This is a genomic window from Mesorhizobium sp. M0615 (assembly GCF_040320805.1).
Lineage (GTDB): Bacteria > Pseudomonadota > Alphaproteobacteria > Rhizobiales > Rhizobiaceae > Mesorhizobium.
In genome coordinates this window covers 25616-45180 of the sequence record NZ_JAMYQI010000007.1, presented here as the reverse complement: position 1 = coordinate 45180, position 19565 = coordinate 25616, and the positions used below count along the sequence as shown (strand labels likewise).

Genomic DNA, 19565 nt, shown 5'->3' with positions numbered 1-19565 from the left:
AGAGGGGAAGCAGTGCGCTATGCCGGTCTGTAAACCTTCTCGGCCGTGTTCCAGAAGATATCCGCCTCGGCGGCTGCGCCATGCTTGCCTACCGCGGCGCGGTGCGCCTTGATCAGTTCGGCATGGGTCGTCCAGAGTTTTTCGATCGGGAAGTTGGAGCCGAACATCAGGTGGTCAGCGCCCAGAATGTCGATGGCATTGTCGACGATGTAGGCAATCAACGCCGGATCGTTGCGGTGGGCGAAGGTGCCGAGGCCCGACAGCTTGGCGTAGAAGTTCGGCGCTGTTGATAGCGTACTCAGGCCGGCTTTCCAGGCCTCGGTGGTTTCCGGCTCCATGCCGGTCAGCATGCCGGCATGGGTGAGGATGAAGTTGATCTGCGGGTTCTCGCCGACCAGCGTCAGCCCGTCCTTCATCTGGGCAGGGAAAAGCTGCAGGTCGAAGGACAGGCCATAGTCTTTAAGCCGCGCGACATTGGCCCGCACCTTGGGGTCGATGACTTGATCGGCCGAGGCAGCGAAGCGGAAGGCCGGCGTCTCGTGCCAGTGTAACTGCATGCGCACGCCGCGCAGCAGCGGGTACTTTTTCAATCGATCGATCTGGGGCCGGACATCGTCGACAGTCATATCGGTATAGCCGACGATAGCGTGCGGCCAGCCGGTCTCGTCGGCAGTCTTCTGCAGGAAGGCGACTTCTTTTTCGAAATCCTCCTTGGCCCAGTTGGTCTGGACATAGACGGCCTTCTCGACACCTGCGCCTTGCTGATCGGCGAGAAATTCCTCGATCGGATAGTCGCGGCGAATCGGCTCGTAGGGGCCAAAAATGCGCGGCACCATCGGGCCGACCAGCCAGGGCTGGTCCTGCTGGCGCCAGATGTGGAAATGCGCGTCGATGGCTTTCTGCATCACGATACCCTTTTCCAGATTGCCGACGCCGCCGGGGCGGGGCGGGCGAGCGACAGGATGAAATCGGTGAGACTCCTGAGCGACGAGCCGTCGATGAGATCGTCGAGATCAGGCAGGATGGCGCGGAGTGCCGCCGTCGCCGGCTGGAAGCGCGGGTCGCCGGCCAAGGGTGTCGCTAGCGAAAGCCGGAAGGCGCGCGCACTCAGTCGGCGTATCGCCGTTTCGAGATCGGCATGGTCGCCGCGCTCCAGCGCGTCCGACAGGATGATCACAGCGGCACCGCGCGCGAAGGCTGAGAAGCGCGGCACCGAGAGGAAGGCGAGCAGGGTCGGTCCCATGCGCGTGCCGCCGTCCCAGTCGTCTACGAGTGCCGCCGCTCGGGCGAGAGCCTGGTCGCGATCGCGGATACGCAGTGCGGACGTGATGCGGGTGAGCCGCGTGCCGAAGGTGAAGATTTCGGCACGGTCAGCGCCTTGTACGGCAGCGTGCGCCAATTTGAGATAATCCGATGTGTGCAGCTTCATCGAGCCGGAGACGTCGATGAGGATCAGCAGTTTGCGCGGCACCGTCTGGCGGCGGCGCAGCTGCGGCGAGGGGATATCGCCATCGGCGCTGACGATTTCCCTGAGCGAGCGGCGCAGGTCGAGCTTGCCGCGCGAATGGGTGCGCACGGTGCGGAAGGAGCGGCGGGCGGGCAGGGCAGCCGACAGCTTGCGGCGAAAGGCGGTCAGCCTGTCATCGTCGCGCTGAAAATCGCGCGTGCTCAGTTGCTCAAGGCCCGACGACAGCTCGCCGACTTTCTCCTGGCGCGTCGTCTGTTTCTCCTCCTGGCGCGTGCCGTGATCGTCCTTGATGCGGGTTTCCTCGTCTTCCTCGCCTTCGATCGAGGGTTGGCCATCGCCATGGAAGTGATTGCGAAAATGCGCCTCGAATTCGCCGCGGCGATCGGGCGGGGGGGCAAGCGTTGCGAGCGCCGCCTCGCGGATGTCGGCCATCGAGCGGGGGCCGAGCAGGGTGACCGCCTGCATGAAGCTGGAGACCTGCTCGGGGGCGACGGCAAAGGCGTGGCGGCGCAGCAGCCGGGCGAAGTGGAGGAAGGGCGCGGAGGCGAGAGGAAGGGTTCCCTGACGCATCATTCCTTCGCGCCCCCCTCTGTCCTGCCGGACATCTCCCCCTCAAGGGGGGAGATTGGCGGCTTCGGCGCTTCGGTTCTTTCTGCGCCGCTGGAGATTGGCGAAAGCCAGGATGACGGCTGATCTCCCCCCTTGTGGGGGAGATGTCCGGCAGGACAGAGGGGGGCGCTGTCCCGCCAGCGTTGCAGAGTGCCCAGGTGAGGCCACCTCGCTGTGAACGAGCTGTTGACCTCACACGTCACCCCAGCGCCTCCTCGATAATCCGGCCAAGCTCCGGCGCGATCGCGGACAAATCCTCCTCGTCCTTGATCAGCACACCGATGGCGCGGCGGAAGGCTTGCGGCCATGGGCTGCCGCCTTTCTCCAGTATGGTGGCGGCGTTGGCCCATTCGACGGCCTCGGAGATGCCGGGCGGCTTGGCCAGCGGGCGGACGCGGATCTCCTGCACAGCGGCCGCCACGGCGCGGGCGGTGGTCTCGGCGACATCGCCGGCGCGCAGCATGATGATGGCGGCTTCGCGCTCGGCGTCGGGATAGCCGATCCAGTGATAGACGCAGCGGCGCCGGAGCGCTTCGGCGAGTTCGCGGGTGCGGTTCGAGGTCAGGATGACGATCGGCTGCGCTTCGGCGCGGATGGTGCCGCGTTCGGGAATGCTGATCTGGAAGTCCGAGAGGAATTCCAGAAGCAGCGCTTCGAATTCGTGGTCGGAGCGGTCGATCTCGTCGACCAGCAGCACGCGCTGCTCCGGCGCCCGCAGCACCTGCAGCAATGGCCGCGCGATCAGAAAGCGGTCGTCATAGATGTCGATCTCGTGCTCGCCGGCATGGCGGATGGCGAGCAACTGGCGCTGGTAGTTCCATTCATAGAGCGCGTGTGCTGCGTCGATTCCTTCATAGCATTGCAGCCGCACCAGATCGCGGCCGAGAAGTTGCGCGGTCGCCTTGGCCGCTTCGGTCTTGCCGACGCCGGGCGCGCCTTCGAGCAGCAACGGCTTGCCCAGCCGTATCGCCAGGAAGATCGCCGTCGCCAGGCTGTCGTCGGCGAGATAGCGCGATCCAGCGAGGTGGCGTGCCACCGCCTCCGGTGAGGTCGCGACAGTCTCGGCGTTCACCTCTGGCATCCTCAGTTCGCCGCTTGCGCTTTCAGCGCGCGCAAGATGCGTTCCGGCGTGATCGGCAGCGTGTCGATGCGCACGCCGACGGCGTCGAAGACGGCATTGGCAACCGCGGGGATCTGCGGGTTCGCGCACATTTCGCCTGGCCCTTTGGCGCCATAAGGCCCGTCGGCCGAAGGCCGCTCCAGCACGATGATCTCGGTTTGGGCGAGATCGCCCGGTCCCGGCATCAGATACTGGTTGAAGTCGGTGCCGCCATGGTCGCGGTTGGGATAATAGGGCTCGGTCGTTTCGTAGAGCGCGTGGCTGATGCCCATCCAGGAACCGCCGACCAGTTGCTGCTCGACCATTTTCGGGTTCAGCGCGCGGCCGATCTCAAAGACGTTCTTCACGGTCAGCACCGTAACCTCGCCCGTCTCGTCATCGACCTCGACTTCGGCCACCGTGCAGGCATGGGCGTAGCAGGTCGACGGCTTCATCGCGCCGGTCTCTTTCTCCGGATAGGAGCGCGGGATCAGGAACATGCCGCGCCCGGATATCGAGCGCCCGCGCTTGAAATGCGCCGACAAGGCGACATCGAAGATCGAGATCGACTTTTGCGGCGCGCCCTTGACCAGAATATTGCCCTGGCCGTCAGTCTCGAGGTCGGAAGCGTTGACCTCCAGCTCTTCCGCCGCCACTTCCAACATCACCTGGCGCGCTTCCTTGGCCGCCTGGATGACGGCGTTGCCGGCGCGGTGGGTGCCGCGCGAGGCGAAGGTTCCCATGCAGTGCGGGCCGGTGTCGGTGTCGGCGGTGTCGATGGTGACGCGGTCGGTCGGCACGCCGATGGTCTCGGCGCAGATCTGCGCCATGATCTGCTTCAGGCCCTGGCCGAGATCGACCGACGAAAGTGTGACCATAAAATTGCCGGTCGGCGTCGAATGCACCAGCGCCTGCGTCGGGTCGCCGCCAAGGTTCATGCCCGTCGGGTAGTTGATCGCGGCGACGCCGCGTCCGCGCCTTATCGCCATCTCAAGCTCCCTTCGTGTAGGAGGACATCGCCATATACTTCTCCGCCACCGGCCAGTTGGCGGCGCGCGACGCCTCCTGCATGCACTCGATCAGCGCCGCTCCTTCGGTCGGCTGGCGATGCGCCTTCATGTCGCCATCGCGATAGGCGTTGATGAAGCGGAATTCGAGCGGGTCCATGCCGATCAGCCGCGCCAGCTTGTCCATCTGCACCTCAAGCGCGAAGTCGCCGATGGTGACGCCGAAGCCGCGCATGGCGGAGGAGGGGGTGCGGTTGGTGTAGACGCAATAAGTGTCGATCCAGACATTGGGAATGGTGTAGGGCCCGGGATAGTGCGCCGCTCCCTTCTGCGCGCCATAAGGCGAATGGCGCGAATAGGCGCCGGCATCGGTATAGCCGGTCACCTTGCGCGCAACGATGCGGCCGTCGTTCATCACGCCGTCCTTGATGATTATCTTTTCGGCCGCTCGGGGTGACGAGATCTGCATCTCCTCCTCGCGGCTGTAGATGAAGGAGACGGGACGTCCTGTGAGCTTGGCGCCAAGAATGGCGATCGGCTCGACGATGACGTCGACCTTGCCGCCAAAGCCGCCGCCGACGGTGCCGCCGGCGAAATGCAGTTTGGAGCCGGGCATCTGCAGGATGATCGAGGCGTTGTCGAGGGTGAAGAACATCGCCTGGGTGTTGGTGTAGCAGGTGAAGCGGTCATTGCCTTCGGGCACCACGACGCAACCGGTGGTCTCGGTCGGCGCATGCTCGATCGGCGAGGATTGATAACTCTGTTCGAGGATGTGGTCGGCGCCGGCAAAGCCCGCCTCGACATCGCCGAAGCGCACCTTGCGGCACTCGCCGCTGTCATAGAGATAATAGTTCTGGCCGTGATATTCGTTGACCAAAGGCGCGCCGGGCTTCAGCGCTTCCTCCATGTCGAAGACGGCCGGCAGCACCTCGTAGTCGACCTTGACCTTGGCTGCCGCTTCCTGAGCCGCGCGCTCGGTCTCGGCCAGCACCGCCACCACGGCCTCGCCCTTCCAGCGCACCTTGCCGTCGGCCAGCACCGTCTCGTCCTCCGGCCCGACCTGGATCAGGATCAGGATGGTGTAGACATTGTGCGGAACGTCCCTGGCAGTGAGGATTTTCACCACGCCGGGATGCTTCTCCGCTTCGGAAGTGTCGATCGAACGGATGCGGGCATGGTGGTGCGGACTGCGCACCATTTTCAGGTGAAGCATATTCGGGACGTTGCGGTCGGCGAAATAGGCGGTCTTGCCCGTCACATGTCCCGGCGAATCCAGCCGCGGCCGCCCATGGCCGATCTCGTGCAGGCCGTCCTTGCGCTGATCGGCGAAATAGTTTTTGCGCAGTTCCATTCTTTTGGTCCTTAGGCCGCGTTCTGCGAATTGGCTCGGGCCGCGGTCAGCACCGCCTGGATGATCGGCTCGTAGCCGGTGCAGCGGCAGATGTTGCCGGACAGCGCCTCGACCACATCCTCGCGGCTCGGATTGGGGGTATGGTCGAGCAGCACCTTGGCGGCCATGATCATGCCCGGCGTGCAGAAGCCGCATTGTGTGGCGAAGGCGTCGAGGAAGGCACGCTGCAGCGGATGCAGGACGCCGGCCTCAGCGAGGCCCGATGTGGTGCGAATGTCGGCGCCGCCGCAGGTCTCGGCCAGGGTCAGGCAAGAGAGCCGGAGTTCGCCGTCGATGATGACCGAACAGGCGCCGCAGGTGCCCTGGTGGCAGCCGCCCTTGGGCGAGGTGTCGCCGATCTTGTCGCGCAGCGCGTGCAGCAGCGTCGTGCCGCTGTCGACAAATTCGGCCTTCTCCGAGCCGTTGAGCGTGAACTGAACCGGAACCTTTGCCATGTTTTCCTCCCAGCGCGCCTGCCCGGTTGATCGGACAGACGCGCGCCCCCCAAGCGGTGGTTAAGTAAGCAGCAGCCGGCCGAGATGGACCGGCAGAACCTCGGCGCGATACCAGGCGCTGGCGATCGGGTCGGTGATTGGCGAAGTGCCTTCACCGGCTGCAGCCAGCGCCGCTGCGACGCCGTCCTGCTCGAGCCTGCTGCCGATCAGTGCCTTTTCCGCAGCACGGGCGCGCATCGGCCGGTCTGCCATGCAGCCGAGCGCGATCCGCGCCGAGGAGACAGTGCCGTCGCCGGCCTGTTCGAGAACGGCGGCGATGCTGAGCACGGAGACGCCCTTCGGCTTGACCCGCGACACTTTCAGGAAGCGGAAATTCTTGGCCTTCGGCAACGCGAAGGCGACTGATGTGACTATGGCGCGGCTGTCGTCCCGCCTGGCCAGAAAATCCTCGATAGGCAATTCCCCATCATCGGTGCCGACCGTCGCATCCAACGCCAGCAGGGCGACAGCGAAATCACCGTAGGGCGCGGGTGCGAACAGATTGCCGCCGACAGTCGCCATATTGCGGATCGCCGGGCCGCCGACGGCGCGCGCAGCCTTGGACAGCGCCGCAAGCTCGGGATGGCGGGCGATGGCCGCCATTGTCACCGAAGCGCCGATGCGGACCTTGCCGCCGGCAACGGTGATCCCGGAGAGGGTCGGATCGGTCGAGCGGACGAGGCCGGTGACGGAGACATCGCCTTCATTGGCGGCGCGCACGACCAGCGTGCCGCCGCCGAGATAGCGGGTGCCGGGCGCCTTCAGCGCCGCGTTGGCATCCCTGACGGCCGAAAAGGTCTGGAGGGCAAGCGCCATGGCAGTCTCCCCTGACTCAGCTCTGGCCAGAAAAATGGCTCTTCAACGCATTGAAGCCACCCTGGAAGACATTGGCGGCCATGCCGGCGGCGATCTTGTCGGCCTCTTCGGGCGCCGCGTCGAAAGTTGCGGTCCATTCGGCATAGGTGCGGTCGCCGTCGGTCACGCGGCGCAATTGCAGCGTTGCCTTGTGATTGGTCAGCGGCTGCGGCGTCTCCAGGATGGAGTAGCTGACGCGGAAATTCGAATCGGAGAAGTCGAGCAGTTTCTCGCGGATACGCGCGCCGCTGGCGAGCTCGAAATTACGCACGCAGCCGATGGTTTCGGCGCTCTTGCCGTCTTCGATATGGCTCTTGACCATGCGCGGATGCCAGCCCGGCAGGCCGTTGAAGTCGCGTATGCGCGCCCAGACCTTTTCGACCGGCGCGTCGATGACGCTGGAGACGGTGACTTCAGCCATATGATCATTCCCCTACGAATTCGATACGCTGCAGGGTAGGGCGGCGGCCGGCGCTGCGCTTATCAATGGGTCTTGCGGCCCTATCAAGGAGTCTGAAAAAGAACAGCCCGTTCAGGCCATGGCACGCGCCGCTTCGCGGTAAAGCGTCGGCGGCACGCCGACATGGTCGCGGAAGAAGCGCGAGAAATTGCCCTGGGTGGTGAAGCCGAGATTGCAGGCGACCGAGATCAGCGGCTCCTGCGACCACTGCAGCTGCCGCACGGCTTCCTCCATGCGCAGCGTGTTCCAGTAGACGTTGGGCGTCAGATTGGTCTGTTCCTTGAATAAAGCAAAGAAGTGCGGCCGCGACAGGCCGACGCTGCGGGCGACGTCGTCGAACGAGATGCGTTCGCAGACATTGGCCTTCATCAGCTGGATTGCCTTGCGGACGCGGAAATCCTGCATTGTGTTGACCCGGATGCGCGCCTCCTGCGGCGCCGAGGCGTCGGCGGCGTCGAGCAGGCTATCGATGAAGCGCTCGATCTCGTAATTGGCGACGTCGTCGATGCTTTCATTATCGCTCAAATGGTCGAGCAGGTTGGCGGCGGCCTGGTGCAGCCAGGGTTCGAGCGTGATCGCAGCCTGTGCAAACAACGGCGCCGACGAAGGCAGGTCGCGGCGCCGGCGCGCCCAATCCGGATCGATGTAGAAAGCGAGGAACAGGCCGGGCCTGCCGTTCTGCGACAGAATGTGGCTGTGCGGCTGGTAGGAATTGATGCCGGCGGCGGTGCCGGGACCCAGCGGCACCGTCTCGCGGCCGACGGTCATCTCGCCGGCCGTGCCCTCCAGCCAGATGATGATGTGGGCCTCGACATGCGCATGGGTGACGAAGTCGCTGGCGACATTCAGGACAGAAACATGTCCGAACCGGCCCCAATAGAGCCTGATCGCGTCCGTCATGGGTTATACCTCCCGCAGACGACTGGCCTCCCTTCGCCTGCGACGGGATTGTGCGGCTGAGTTCGGGCTCGCGTCAAGGCGCGGGGCGAAAGCCGCTGTGTGCTGCCGGCCGTAGTGGTGGATTTTCAGACTGAGCGATAGGGTTTCCCGTCAAACCGAAGCCGTCATGCCGCCGTCGACATAAAGCGTATGGCCGTTGACGAAGGATGAGGCGTCGGAGGCGAGGAACACGGCGGCGCCGATCAGTTCGTCGACATACCCCCAGCGGCCAGCCGGCGTGCGCTTTTCCAGCCAGGCGGAGAATTCCTGGTTGTCGACCAGCGCCTGGTTCATCTCGGTGCGGAAATAGCCGGGGGCGATGGCATTGATCTGCAAGCCGTATTTCGCCCAGTCGGTGCACATGCCACGTGTCAAATTGCGGATTGCGCCCTTGGTGGCCGTATAGGGCGCGATGTTGGGCCGGGCGAGTTCGCTCTGCACCGAGCCGATGTTGATGATCTTGCCCTTGCCGCGCGCGATCATATTGCGGGCGACCGCCTTGCCGGCATGGAAGGCGCCGGAGACATTGGTCTTGAACAGCCGCTCCCACTGCTCCTCGGGAAAGTCCTCGAGCGGAGCGCGGAACTGCACGCCGGCATTGTTGATCAGGATGTCGATGGCGCCGATCTCGGCCTCGATGCGGGCGACATCGGCATCGACCGCGCGAAAATCCGTCACGTCGAAGGTCGAGGGGTGCGCTTTGAAGCCGGCGTCGCGCAAGCCGGCGACAGCACCGGCAACCTTGCCGGCATCGCGGCCGTTGAGCACGACACTTGCGCCATGCTCGGCAAGGCCGCGCGCCAGCGCCAGGCCGATGCCCTGGCCGGAGCCGGTGATCAGCGCCAGCCGGCCGTTGAGCTCGAACAGGGATTTCGATGTCAAGGCAACGGTTTCCAGCCGAAAGGTTCAGTCCAAAAACATTCAGTCATTGCGCCTGAAGTTGCGGATCCGGTCGAACAGCACCGCGAGCAGGATGGCGCCGCCGATGAACACGCCTTGCCAGAAAGCATTGATGCCGAGCAGACCAAGGCTGTTGCGGATCACTTCGATGAGCGCGGCACCGACAATGGCGCCGAAGGCGGTGCCGACGCCGCCGGCGAGATTGGCGCCGCCAATGACCGTGGCGGCGATGACCTGCAGTTCCATGCCGGTTCCGAGATTGGTAGTGACGGCGCCCAGCCATCCGGTCTGGATGATGCCGGCAATGCCCGCCGCCAGCGCCGAGATCATATAGACGGCGACCTTGATCTGCTTGACGGGAACGCCGGTCAGCGTCGCCGCGTGCTCATTGCCGCCAATGGCGAAGATGTGGCGGCCAAACTTGGTCCAGCGCAGCGTGAAGCCGGTGATCAGCGCCAGAAGGATCATGTAGAGGACCGGATTGGCGATGCCGAACACCCACGCGCCGCCGCCCAGCGCCAGAAGCTTGTCGTGATCCGGGCCGAACTGGAAGACGACGGTGTTGTTGGAGGCGACCATGGCGAGGCTGCGGGCAATCGACAGCATGCCGAGCGTCACCACGAAGGGTGGAAAGCCGAGATAGGCGATCATGATGCCGTTGAAGGCGCCTATGGCGAGCGCAGTGGCGATCGAGGCGAGGATGCCGACTTCTATGGAGTAGCCGGCATGCATGGTGACGGCCAGCACCATCGACGACAGGCAGAGCACCGAACCGACCGACAGGTCGATGCCACCTGTGATGATGACGAAGGTCATGCCGAGCGCGATGATGGCGACGAAGGTGATGTTGCGGGTGATGTTGTAAAGGTTCTTCGACGTGGCGAAGGCGTCGGTGGCAAAAGACAGGAACAGGCAGGCCAGGATGACCGCGATCACCACCCAGAAGGTCTGGCTGGCAAACAGTCTTGCCGGCAAGGATTGCTGCTTTTGTTCGATCGGCTGGTCAATTGTCAGTGCCATCGTCGACCTTCATGTGCTGTGCGTGGTGAAATTCGCTGAGATCAAACCTGTTCGATGGCGCCGGTGATCAGCCCGGTGACTTCCTCGGGCGAACTTGACGCAATCGTCTTGTCGGCGACCTTGCGGCCGCGCCGCATGACGATGACGCGGTCGGCGACGGTGAACACGTCAGGCATGCGGTGGCTGATCAGCACCACTGCGATGCCCTGGTCGCGCAAATGGCGGATCAGGTTCAGCACTTCGGCGACCTGGCGCACCGAGATCGCGGCCGTCGGTTCGTCCATCAACACGATCTTGGCCTGCGACAGCATGGTGCGGGCAATCGCTACTGCCTGGCGCTGGCCGCCCGACATCTGCTTGACGAGGTCGCGCGGACGGGTCTCGGACTTCAACTCGGCGAAGAGCTGGCCGGCGCGCTTGTACATGGCGGCATAGTCGAGGATGCGTAAAGGGCCGAAGCCGCGGCGCAATTCACGGCCGAGATAGACATTGGCGGCAGCGGTCAGATTGTTGCACAGCGCCAGGTCCTGGTGGACGATCTCGATGCCGTGCTGGCGAGCTTCCGCCGGCTTGTGCAGGATCAACTCCTTGCCGTCCATGCGCATGACGCCATGGCTGGGGCGGAAATTGCCGGCGATCATCTTGACCAGCGTCGACTTGCCGGCGCCGTTGTCGCCCATCAGGCCGACCACCTGTCCGGGCTCGATCGACAGCGATACGTCGTTGACCGCCTGGATGGCGCCGAAATGCCTCGAGATATTGGTGAGTTCGAGAACCGCCACCAGTCTTTGCCTCCCCGTGTTTTGCGACCCGCTGCTGTTCCCGGCGTGAATGCCGGCGCTGCTTTGGCCCCGCTCTCCCCATCTCCTCCCGGAAACAGCGTCAGCGTTCTTTTACGCAAAAGCCGGCGCTCGTCAATCAATTGTCGGACGAATTGAAGCCTTGGTTATCCAAAAATCCGTTTTGTAGGACAAATAGCATTGACGTTGGCCGCAAGCCGATATTAGCTAAGCGTCGGAGGAGATTATGCCGATGCCGCTGGCGGTTAGCCGGGCGGAATCGGCGGAGGTTTATCGGTCGAGGTTGCGGCGCCACCCATGTGTTGAGCCGGGCCAATGCCGCATCTGGAAATGCTTATCGATCTGTCTTGGCGACACGAGTGCTCGTGAAACGAACCTCGGTCATTAAGCATCCGGTCGATCTGTGTGGCGGGCACGCCGTGTCCGTCTGTTTCAAGGGAGGACTGACATGAGGAAAACACTTTTGCTCGCCGCCGTCGCCGCCATGGCGCTGGGCGCCGGGCCGGCTTTGGCCAAGAAACAGCTCGTCATCGTGGTGAAGGGTCTCGACAATCCATTCTTCGAAGCCATCCACCAGGGTTGCGAGAAATGGAACAAGGAAAATGCCAGCTCGGAATATGAATGCTTCTACACCGGCCCGGCGTCGACCTCGGACGAGGCCGGCGAGGCGCAGATCGTTCAGGACATGCTGAGCAAGGCCGACACGGTGGCAATGGCGATTTCGCCATCCAACGCGCCGCTGATCGCGCAGACGATCAAGACCGCCAATCCGACGATCCCGATCATGACGCTCGACGCCGATCTCAGCAAGGAAGATGCCGCGCTGCGCAAGACCTATCTCGGCACCGACAACTATCTGATGGGTCACAAGATCGGCGAGTACATCAAGAAGGGCAAGCCGAATGGCGGCACGATCTGTACCATCGAAGGCAATCCCGCGGCCGACAACATCCTGCGCCGGGCGCAGGGCATGCGTGACGCGCTGTCGGGCAAGGAAGGCCTGGCGGCACTTGCCGGCGAAGGCGGCTGGACCGAAGTCGCCGGTTGCCCGGTGTTCACCAATGACGACGGCGCCAAGGGCGTGCAGGCGATGACCGACATCCTCGCCGCCAATCCCAAGCTCGACGCCTTCGGCATCATGGGCGGCTGGCCGCTGTTTGGCGCACCGCAGCCCTATCGCGACCTGTTCGGGCCGCTCAAGGACCGCATCGCCAGCAACGACTTCGTCATTGGCGCCGCCGATACGATCGGCGATGAAGTGGCGATCGCCCGTGACGGCCTTGTGACCGCTCTGGTCGGTCAGCGGCCGTTCGAAATGGGCTACAAGGCACCATCGGTGATGATCGATCTGGTCGAAGGCAAGGCCGTCGCCGATCCGGTGTTCACCGGCCTCGACGAATGCACCAAGGACACGGTCGACACCTGCATCCAGAAGTAGGTTCTCGATTTCGGGGCGCCCTTTGACGGGCGCCCCGTCTCTTCCCGGACGGACGCAACGGTTGGGGCAGCAGGCTCCGGCTTTGACGCGTCTGTAGTTTGGATTTTCGGCAACGAGATCGGCGCGCCGTGCAGGTTCGGACCAGTCCGGACGCAGACGGCCGACGCATTGGAACGTGAATGCCGGACGAGAAATCAAAGAAGCGAACCGAGCGGGCCAAGGCACAAGCCAGCCGCGGTCCGGCTGTCATGCGCAGAGCCGGTGCCGCGCATTTTCCGGGAGCGAGCGTCCATGTCTCGCTGGCCGGCGAGATCGGCCTCAGAATCGTGCGCGGCGATTATCCGCCCGGCACCATTCTGCCCAACGAGGCCAAATGGGCCGAGATCTTCGATGTCAGTCGTTCGGCGGTGCGCGAAGCCATCAAGATGCTGATGGCCAAAAGCCTGCTGGCTTCACGGCCCAAGATCGGCAGCTGGGTCGAGCCCAGGGAACGCTGGAACCTGCTCGACCGCGATGTGCTGGCCTGGTACGCGACCGGGCCGGACCGGGAAGCCTTCCTGCGCACGGTGCAGGAGTTCCGTCACATCATCGAGCCGGAAGCGTCGGCCTTTGCCGCTACGCGGCGCAACGACGAGCAGATGGACGAGATCAGCCAGGCCTGTCGTGAGATGGGCGAGGCTTTGAACCTGCAGGAGCGTATCCGCGCCGATACGCGTTTTCACCTCGCCATACTGCGCGCCTCGGGCAACGATCTGCTGGTGCCGCTTGGCGTTCTGATCGAGTCGGCGCTCGATCATCTCTTTGTCTTCGTCACACGCGAGACCAGCGATCAGCGGCGGGCGCAGGCGCTGCATGAGGCGATCGAGAAGAACATCCGCCTGCAGCGTCCTGCGGCCGCCCGCAATGCGGTGCACAGACTGCTCGCCAACACCGACGATGTTATCGGCCGGTCGAGGCGCTGACACAGGCTTTTCGCCGCCTTCAAATCGTCTGCTTCTTGCCGTCCTTGCTGGGCATCAGGTCGACGCCGTTGACCTTGCCGACATATGTCGCCAGCATCGGCACGAATTGCTCGGCCGGGCCAGTGGCATGGGCACCGGCGAAGGAGTTCTTGGTGGCGTTGCCGAGCGGGTTGGCGATGCCGGCCGCACCCGCCATCGATTCCAGATAGGTCAGGTCCTTGAAGGCGTTGGCGATGGTGAATTTATGCGCGTCGCGGTCGCCCTCCAGCGTCCAGCGCATGAAGGTCTGGTAGAAGCCGCAATCCATGCGGCCGTTGCGGATGACGCTGTCGAAACGCGGTGGCGAGATGCCGACCTTTTCGGCCAGCGCCAGCGCCTCGGAATAGATCGCGGCATAGCCCAGCGAGATGAAGTTGTTGAGCAGCTTCATGCGGTGGCCGTCACCTGTATCGCCAATATGGACGATGCGGCCGGCCCAGGTTTCGATGACAGGCTTCACACGGGCAAACAGCGCGTCGGGCGCGCCGACCATGGCGTCGAGCGTGCCTTCCCAGGCTTCCTTCGGCGTGCGGCTGAGCGGTGCATCGACGAAGTCGACGCCGATCTCCTTCAGTTCCGCCGCCAGCGCCACGGTCGAGACCGGATCGGCGGTCGAGCAATCGACGACAACCGAGCCTCTTTTCAGACCCTCCTTGAGGCCGCCGGGGCCACGGATGATGGCTTCGACCTCGCGCGAGCCGGTGACGCAGATGAAGACGATATCGGATGCCGCTGCCACCTCACGCGAGGTGGCCACTTCCTTCGCACCCCGGCCAGCCAAGTCTTCCGCCGGCTTGCGGTTCTTGCGGCCGAGGAAGGTCAGGCCATAGCCCTTGTCGACGATGTTCTTGGCAATGCCGTGCCCCATCAGGCCAAGGCCGATAAAGCCGATCTTTTCGCTCGCGGCGGTCGTGGTCATGTCTTGAAGTCCTGTTGCGATGATTGATATTGGGCGGCGCCGTCTTGCGGGCGAAGGGTGGTTGCAGAATGCCATATTGTCTGACAATACACAGAAATCCTAGGCATTGGAGACGAAAATGACGAAGCGGATCATGTTCACCGGCGGCAGCGGCAAGGCCGGTCGCCATGTCGTGCAATATCTGGTCGAACAGGGCTGCCAGGTGCTCAACATCGACACCAAGCCGCTCGACAATCCCAAGGTACGCACGCTGATCACCGACATCACCGACAGCGGCCAGGTGTTCAACGCGCTGTCGAGCTATATGGGCCTGCATGAATTCGATCCGTCGCTGCGCCCGCAGCCGGTCGATGCCGTGGTGCATTTCGCCGCCATACCGCGCATCATGATCACGACCGACAATGAGGTGTTCCGCACCAACGCGATGGGCACCTACAACGTCATCGAGGCGGCGGTGAAGCTTGGCATCCCCAAGGTGGTGATCGCGTCCAGCGAGACCACCTATGGCGTGGTGTTCGCCAATGAACCGCGCGACCCCAAATATTTTCCCCTCGATGAAGAATACGACGTCGATCCGATGGACAGCTATGCTCTGTCCAAGGTCGTCAACGAGCACACGGCGCGCGCCTTTGCGCAGCGCAACGGCACCGATATCTATGCCTTGCGCATCGGCAACGTCATCGAGCCGCACGAATATTCGCTGTTTCCGAAGTGGTTTGCCGATCCGGGCTTTCGCAAGCGCATCGCCTGGAGCTATGTCGACGCGCGCGATCTCGGCCAGATCGCGCTGCGCGCCGTTGAAACGGACGGGCTCGGCTTCCAGGTGTTCAACGCCGCCAATGACGATACCTCGTCCGACCTGCCGACAGCGGAACTGTTGAAGCGGTTTTATCCCGACGTGCCGGTCAAGACGAAGCTCGGCGAATATGAAACGCTGCTTTCCAACCGCAAGGCCAGGGACATGCTCGGCTTCCGTCCCGAGCACAGCTGGCGCAAATACGTCAAATAGGTCTGGCAAATTGGGCTTTGGGGCAAGGTTGTAACCTGATCTGTGCACAGCCACAGGCTTTGCCGCCTGCGCCCGGCCCTCTGCTTGACAGCTTTCGAAATCCGGACTTTGTGGATGCATGAGGGACGGAAAGCCGAATAAGGGAAAGAAGTCTGACAAGACTGAGACAGCCGAGCGCCCGGCTGCCGTTCGGCGGGCTGACGCTACCCGGATGCCCGGCACCAGCGTGCATGCCTCGCTGGCCAGCGAAATCGGGCTTCGGATCGTGCGCGGCGACTATCCGCCGGGCACCATCCTGCCCAATGAAGCCAAATGGTCCGAAACCTTCAACGTCAGCCGCTCGGCGGTGCGTGAGGCGATCAAGATGCTGATGGCCAAAAGCCTTCTGGCATCGCGCCCCAAGATCGGCAGCTGGGTGGAGCCCAGGGAGCGCTGGAACCTGCTCGATCGCGATGTGCTCGCCTGGTACGCGACCGCGCCCGACCGTGAGGTGTTCCTGAAGACGGTGCAGGAATTCCGCCATATCATCGAGCCGGAAGCGACTGCCTTCGCCGCCATGCGACGCACCGAAGAGCAGATGGCCGAGATCAGCCAGGCCTGCCGCGAGATGGGCGAGGCGCCGAGCCTGCAGGAGCGCACGCGCGCCGATACGCGTTTCCATCTGGCCATCCTGCGCGCCTCCGGCAACGATCTGCTGGTGCCGCTCGGCGTGCTGATCGAATCCGCCTTCGATCATCTGTTCACCTATACGACGCGCGAACTCGACGATCTGCAGCATGCACAGCAACTGCACGAGGCGATCGAGAAGGCCATCCGCCTGCAGCGGCCGGAGGCGGCCCGCAACGCGGTGCGCAAGCTGCTCGCCAATACCGACGGCGTCATCAACACCCGGTAGGATATGCTGATATTCAGGTGAGGCCGGCCTGCAAACGCCGGCTTTCGCGCTTCACGTACTTAAGTACGCTCCGCTCCGGTTCTCGAAATCCAACGTTTTCGGCGCGGCCTGACCTGAATCTCAACACATCCTGCGAGCGCTCAGCCGGCCTGCGAAGTGGCCAGGTGCTGCCTGGTCAGCGCGACCAGCAGCGCCTGGTCGCGGGCGGCGTGCTCGGGGCGGTTGACCACCTCGTCGCCATTGACGATCGCACCCCAGAAGCCGCGCAGTTCCTCGACGAAGGCTTCGCCGTAGCCGGCACGCAGATCCCTTGTCGACAGTGTGTGGCCGTCCGAGGTCTTCACAGTCAGCCGGGTCGGATGATGGTTGAGCCAGGGCGAGGGGAATTCGAGCTCGAGGCTGGCATCGTCGAAGAACAGCGTGATGCGTTCCTTGTAGTCGGCGAGCTTCGGCACGGTGAGATGCGTCATCGTCCACAGCGCCTGGCCGTCGAGCAGTTTTACTGCGCCCTGGCCGCCATCGCCATTGGCGAAGATCTGCGCGCCGACGACCTCGCCATCCGGCACGCTGAGCGCGTCGAGCAGGCCGTGTACGGCATTCACATCGTGAATCAAGGCGGAGCTGTAAGCGGCGGTAAATCCACGGAAAGCCAGATCGTTCAAAGGCTGGCCGATAGCGCGTTCGACCTGTTGTTTCTGCCTGGCTTGCGCGGCGGCAATCAGCTCCTCGGGAATGTCGTTGCCGCGCTTGTAGCGCTGGTGGGCGATGAACGGCCAGGCATCGGGATCGTTAACCTCGACCGAGACGGACCGCAACGTCTTTGCCGTGCCGGGCAGCGAGGCCAGCGCCAGCCGGTAGCTCGGATCGAAGCGCTTCATATAGCCGACCTGCATGACCTTGCCGGCCTTATCGCGCGCGGCGATGATCTCGGCGATTTCCGCCGGGGAATAGCAGAGCGGCTTTTCGCAGAAGACATGCAGGCCGCGCCCCAGTGCGGCCAGCACCTGCTCTTGATGCAGCGGGTCGGGCGAGCCGATCACGACGGCGTCGAGCTTATGGTCGAACAGTTGCTCCGGCGTTTCGAAATTGGCGATGCCGTGAACTTCGCTGACATATTCCCGCGAAATCCTTGACGGGTCGGCGACGCCGACCAGTTCGAACAGGTCGCCGAGCCGCAACAGATTCGGAATATGCTCGACCTGCGAGATCATGCCGGCGCCGATAACGCCAACCCGTATCCTGCTCATGCTGCTAAAACTCTCTGCAAAGTGTTCCAGGCTCAGGGTGCGGCGGCCGGCCGATTGCCGATCTGCGCCAACAGCCCGGCAATCTCAGCTTCCACCGCCTTCAGATCCTCGCCGCCCGACATGATGGAAATCACCTCGTCGCGCGAGATCTCGGACTTTGCGTATGTGCCGCGATTGCGGCCGCGGTTGAGCAGCGTGAAAGTGTCACCGACAGGGTAGGCGTGGTGGATGTTGTGGCTGATGAAGATCACCGCCAGCCCGCGCATGCGCGCCTCGATGATGAATTTCAGCACCATGGCCGCCTGATGCACGCCGAGCGCCGAGGTCGGCTCGTCAAGGATCAGCACCTTTGCGCCGAAGTGGACTGCGCGCGCGATTGCCACCGATTGGCGCTCGCCGCCCGACAGCGTGCCGACGGCCTGCGTCGGGTCGCGCACGTCGATGCCGATATCGGCCATCGCCTGGCGGGCAATTGTGTTGGCGCGCTCCTTGTCGAAGCGCGAGAAGGGCAGGCGGCTTCTGGTCGGCTCGCGGCCGAGGAAGAAATTGCGCGTGATCGACATCAGCGAGATCATGCCGAGGTCCTGGAAGACCGTCGCGACGCCGAGGTCCTGCGCGTCGCGCGGGCTGCGGAACGTGACGGGCTTGCCGTCGACGAAAATCTCGCCCTTGGTCGGCCGGTGCACGCCCGACAGAACCTTGATCAGCGTCGACTTGCCGGCGCCGTTGTCGCCCAGCAAGCAGTGCACCTCGCCGGGATAGACCTTGATGTCGATATCCTGCAGCGCGCGCACCGAGCCGAAATTGACCGACACACCACGCAATTCCATGGCTGGCTGGATGGCCGGGGACGGGTTTGGGTAGGTCATTTGCCGCCTCCGCGTCCGAGCGCCTTGAGGCGGATGTAGTTGTTGACCAGCACGGCCATCAAAATGACGATGCCGAGGAAGACCTTGAACCAGTCGGTGTCGATGCCGGTGTAGAAGATGCCCATCTGCACCAGGCCGAAGATCAGCGCGCCGAACAGCACGCCATAGACGGTGCCGTAGCCGCCGGTGAGCAGCACGCCGCCGATGACCGCGGCGATGATCGCCTCGAATTCCTTGAGCAGGCCGCGCGTGGTGTCGGCGGAGCCGGCCTCCATCACCTGGATGGTGGCAAGCAAGGTCGCGGCACAGGCGGTGTAGATGAACAGCGCGATCTTAACCCGGTCGACCGGCACGCCGACATTGCGGGCGGCATTGAGGTCGCCGCCGGTGGCGAAGATCCAGTTGCCGTATTTGGTCTGGGTCAAGACATAGCCGGCAAGCGCTGTCAGTCCGAGCCACCAGACGATCGACATCGGAATGCCGACGACGAAGGGAATGCCGTCGGTGCGGGTGGCGATCCAGCCTTGCGTGCCCATCCATTGGAAGAAGCCGGTCAGGAGATGGCCGTTGAACAGGCCCGCGGTTGCCGGGTCCGGCGCGCCGTCGAGGATGTAGGGGATCTGCGTGCGGCCGGTGACGGCGCGGGTGATGCCGATCGACAGGCCGCGCAGGATGTAGAGCGACGCCAGCGTCACGATGAAGGAGGGCAGGCGGGTCTTCACCACGATCAGGCCGTTGACGTAGCCGGTGAGGATGGCGACAGCGAAGGCGCAGGCGATGCCGCCCCACAGCGGCAAGCCCCAGTATTTGACGGTCAGGCCGATGACGACGCCGGCGAAGCCGACCATCGAGCCGACGGAGAGATCGAACTCGCCGGCGATGATGAGAAGGGCTGCGGCCGTGGCGATGATGCCGAGTTCGGCTGCCAGCGTCAGGAAGGTCATCGACCCCTGTAGCGAATAGAGGTTCGACGCACCCGGCAGCAGGGCGAAGATGATGACGGTGGCGATGAGGCCGCCGGCGGCACCGGCTTCGGGCCGGCGCAGCCATTGCGTCAGCCGGCCGGTGCTGGCCAGCCGCTCGTCAGTGCCGGCAGCCCGTTTCGACGTCATGCCGAAACGGTCCTTGCCCAGTACCCCGGGGGCC

At 63.8% G+C, this 19565-nt stretch carries 20 protein-coding genes; 4 read left to right on the top strand and 16 right to left on the bottom strand.

All coding sequences use genetic code 11. The features are described 5' to 3' along the window. Window positions 1-17: 17 nt before the first annotated feature. The 12 genes from NKI46_RS13575 to NKI46_RS13520 form a co-directional block, all read right to left on the bottom strand. Complete coding sequence (locus NKI46_RS13575; RefSeq protein WP_023817892.1) at window positions 18-905, bottom strand: amidohydrolase family protein; 888 nt, start codon at window positions 903-905, stop codon at window positions 18-20. Next, window positions 905-2041: a vWA domain-containing protein gene (locus NKI46_RS13570; protein WP_352746587.1), complete on the bottom strand. Its 1137-nt coding sequence runs from the start codon at window positions 2039-2041 to the stop codon at window positions 905-907. Before NKI46_RS13570 ends, NKI46_RS13575 begins: the two co-directional genes overlap by 1 nt. A gap of 235 nt (window positions 2042-2276) precedes the next feature. Continuing rightward, entirely contained in the window at window positions 2277-3158 is an 882-nt protein-coding gene (locus NKI46_RS13565; RefSeq protein WP_352446076.1) for an AAA family ATPase, read from the bottom strand. A gap of 2 nt (window positions 3159-3160) precedes the next feature. Continuing rightward, window positions 3161-4165: a xanthine dehydrogenase family protein molybdopterin-binding subunit gene (locus NKI46_RS13560; protein ID WP_023699673.1), complete on the bottom strand. Its 1005-nt coding sequence runs from the start codon at window positions 4163-4165 to the stop codon at window positions 3161-3163. A gap of 1 nt (window position 4166) precedes the next feature. Next, a complete protein-coding gene (locus NKI46_RS13555) occupies window positions 4167-5534 on the bottom strand; it encodes a xanthine dehydrogenase family protein molybdopterin-binding subunit (RefSeq protein WP_352746584.1) in 1368 nt (455 codons plus the stop codon). A gap of 11 nt (window positions 5535-5545) precedes the next feature. Continuing rightward, window positions 5546-6028: a (2Fe-2S)-binding protein gene (locus NKI46_RS13550; RefSeq protein ID WP_023673043.1), complete on the bottom strand. Its 483-nt coding sequence runs from the start codon at window positions 6026-6028 to the stop codon at window positions 5546-5548. Window positions 6029-6088: 60 nt separating this feature from the next. After that, window positions 6089-6883, bottom strand: a complete 795-nt coding sequence (locus NKI46_RS13545) for an FAD binding domain-containing protein (RefSeq protein ID WP_352746581.1) — start codon at window positions 6881-6883, stop codon at window positions 6089-6091. A 16-nt stretch (window positions 6884-6899) separates the two neighbouring features. Next, window positions 6900-7343 carry an SRPBCC family protein gene (locus NKI46_RS13540; protein WP_023687951.1) on the bottom strand — a complete coding sequence of 148 codons (444 nt, stop codon included), beginning with the start codon at window positions 7341-7343 and terminating at the stop codon, window positions 6900-6902. A 111-nt stretch (window positions 7344-7454) separates the two neighbouring features. Beyond that, complete coding sequence (locus NKI46_RS13535) at window positions 7455-8282, bottom strand: AraC family transcriptional regulator (protein ID WP_023673046.1); 828 nt, start codon at window positions 8280-8282, stop codon at window positions 7455-7457. 150 nt (window positions 8283-8432) lie between these two features. Beyond that, a complete protein-coding gene (locus tag NKI46_RS13530) occupies window positions 8433-9203 on the bottom strand; it encodes an SDR family oxidoreductase (protein WP_031194897.1) in 771 nt (256 codons plus the stop codon). Window positions 9204-9242: 39 nt separating this feature from the next. Next, window positions 9243-10241, bottom strand: a complete 999-nt coding sequence (locus NKI46_RS13525) for an ABC transporter permease (RefSeq protein WP_023673048.1) — start codon at window positions 10239-10241, stop codon at window positions 9243-9245. Window positions 10242-10282: 41 nt separating this feature from the next. Continuing rightward, window positions 10283-11023, bottom strand: a complete 741-nt coding sequence (locus NKI46_RS13520; RefSeq protein WP_023673049.1) for an ATP-binding cassette domain-containing protein — start codon at window positions 11021-11023, stop codon at window positions 10283-10285. Between the two features lie 466 nt (window positions 11024-11489). Between NKI46_RS13520 and NKI46_RS13515 the strand changes: the two genes are divergently transcribed. After that, window positions 11490-12479, top strand: a complete 990-nt coding sequence (locus tag NKI46_RS13515) for a sugar-binding protein (protein WP_023673050.1) — start codon at window positions 11490-11492, stop codon at window positions 12477-12479. Window positions 12480-12658: 179 nt separating this feature from the next. Then, entirely contained in the window at window positions 12659-13441 is a 783-nt protein-coding gene (locus NKI46_RS13510; protein ID WP_023729411.1) for a FadR/GntR family transcriptional regulator, read from the top strand. 19 nt (window positions 13442-13460) lie between these two features. Here NKI46_RS13510 and NKI46_RS13505 read toward each other — a convergent pair whose 3' ends face one another. Continuing rightward, the gene (locus NKI46_RS13505; protein ID WP_023690788.1) at window positions 13461-14399 is read right to left on the bottom strand and encodes an NAD(P)-dependent oxidoreductase; all 939 of its coding nucleotides are present in this window, start codon (window positions 14397-14399) and stop codon (window positions 13461-13463) included. Window positions 14400-14517: 118 nt separating this feature from the next. On the opposite strand from NKI46_RS13505, the gene NKI46_RS13500 reads away from it, so the two are divergent. Continuing rightward, a complete protein-coding gene (locus tag NKI46_RS13500) occupies window positions 14518-15408 on the top strand; it encodes an NAD-dependent epimerase/dehydratase family protein (RefSeq protein WP_023739923.1) in 891 nt (296 codons plus the stop codon). Between the two features lie 118 nt (window positions 15409-15526). After that, the gene (locus NKI46_RS13495; protein ID WP_023729409.1) at window positions 15527-16303 is read left to right on the top strand and encodes a FadR/GntR family transcriptional regulator; all 777 of its coding nucleotides are present in this window, start codon (window positions 15527-15529) and stop codon (window positions 16301-16303) included. Window positions 16304-16443: 140 nt separating this feature from the next. Here NKI46_RS13495 and NKI46_RS13490 read toward each other — a convergent pair whose 3' ends face one another. The 3 genes from NKI46_RS13490 to NKI46_RS13480 are packed head-to-tail and all read right to left on the bottom strand — an operon-like array spanning window position 16444 to window position 19531. Then, window positions 16444-17550: a Gfo/Idh/MocA family protein gene (locus NKI46_RS13490; protein ID WP_352746576.1), complete on the bottom strand. Its 1107-nt coding sequence runs from the start codon at window positions 17548-17550 to the stop codon at window positions 16444-16446. Window positions 17551-17582: 32 nt separating this feature from the next. Further along, window positions 17583-18419 carry an ATP-binding cassette domain-containing protein gene (locus NKI46_RS13485; protein WP_023712088.1) on the bottom strand — a complete coding sequence of 279 codons (837 nt, stop codon included), beginning with the start codon at window positions 18417-18419 and terminating at the stop codon, window positions 17583-17585. After that, the gene (locus NKI46_RS13480) at window positions 18416-19531 is read right to left on the bottom strand and encodes an ABC transporter permease (protein WP_023687958.1); all 1116 of its coding nucleotides are present in this window, start codon (window positions 19529-19531) and stop codon (window positions 18416-18418) included. The genes NKI46_RS13485 and NKI46_RS13480 overlap by 4 nt, the downstream gene beginning before the upstream one ends. Window positions 19532-19565 lie beyond the last annotated feature (34 nt).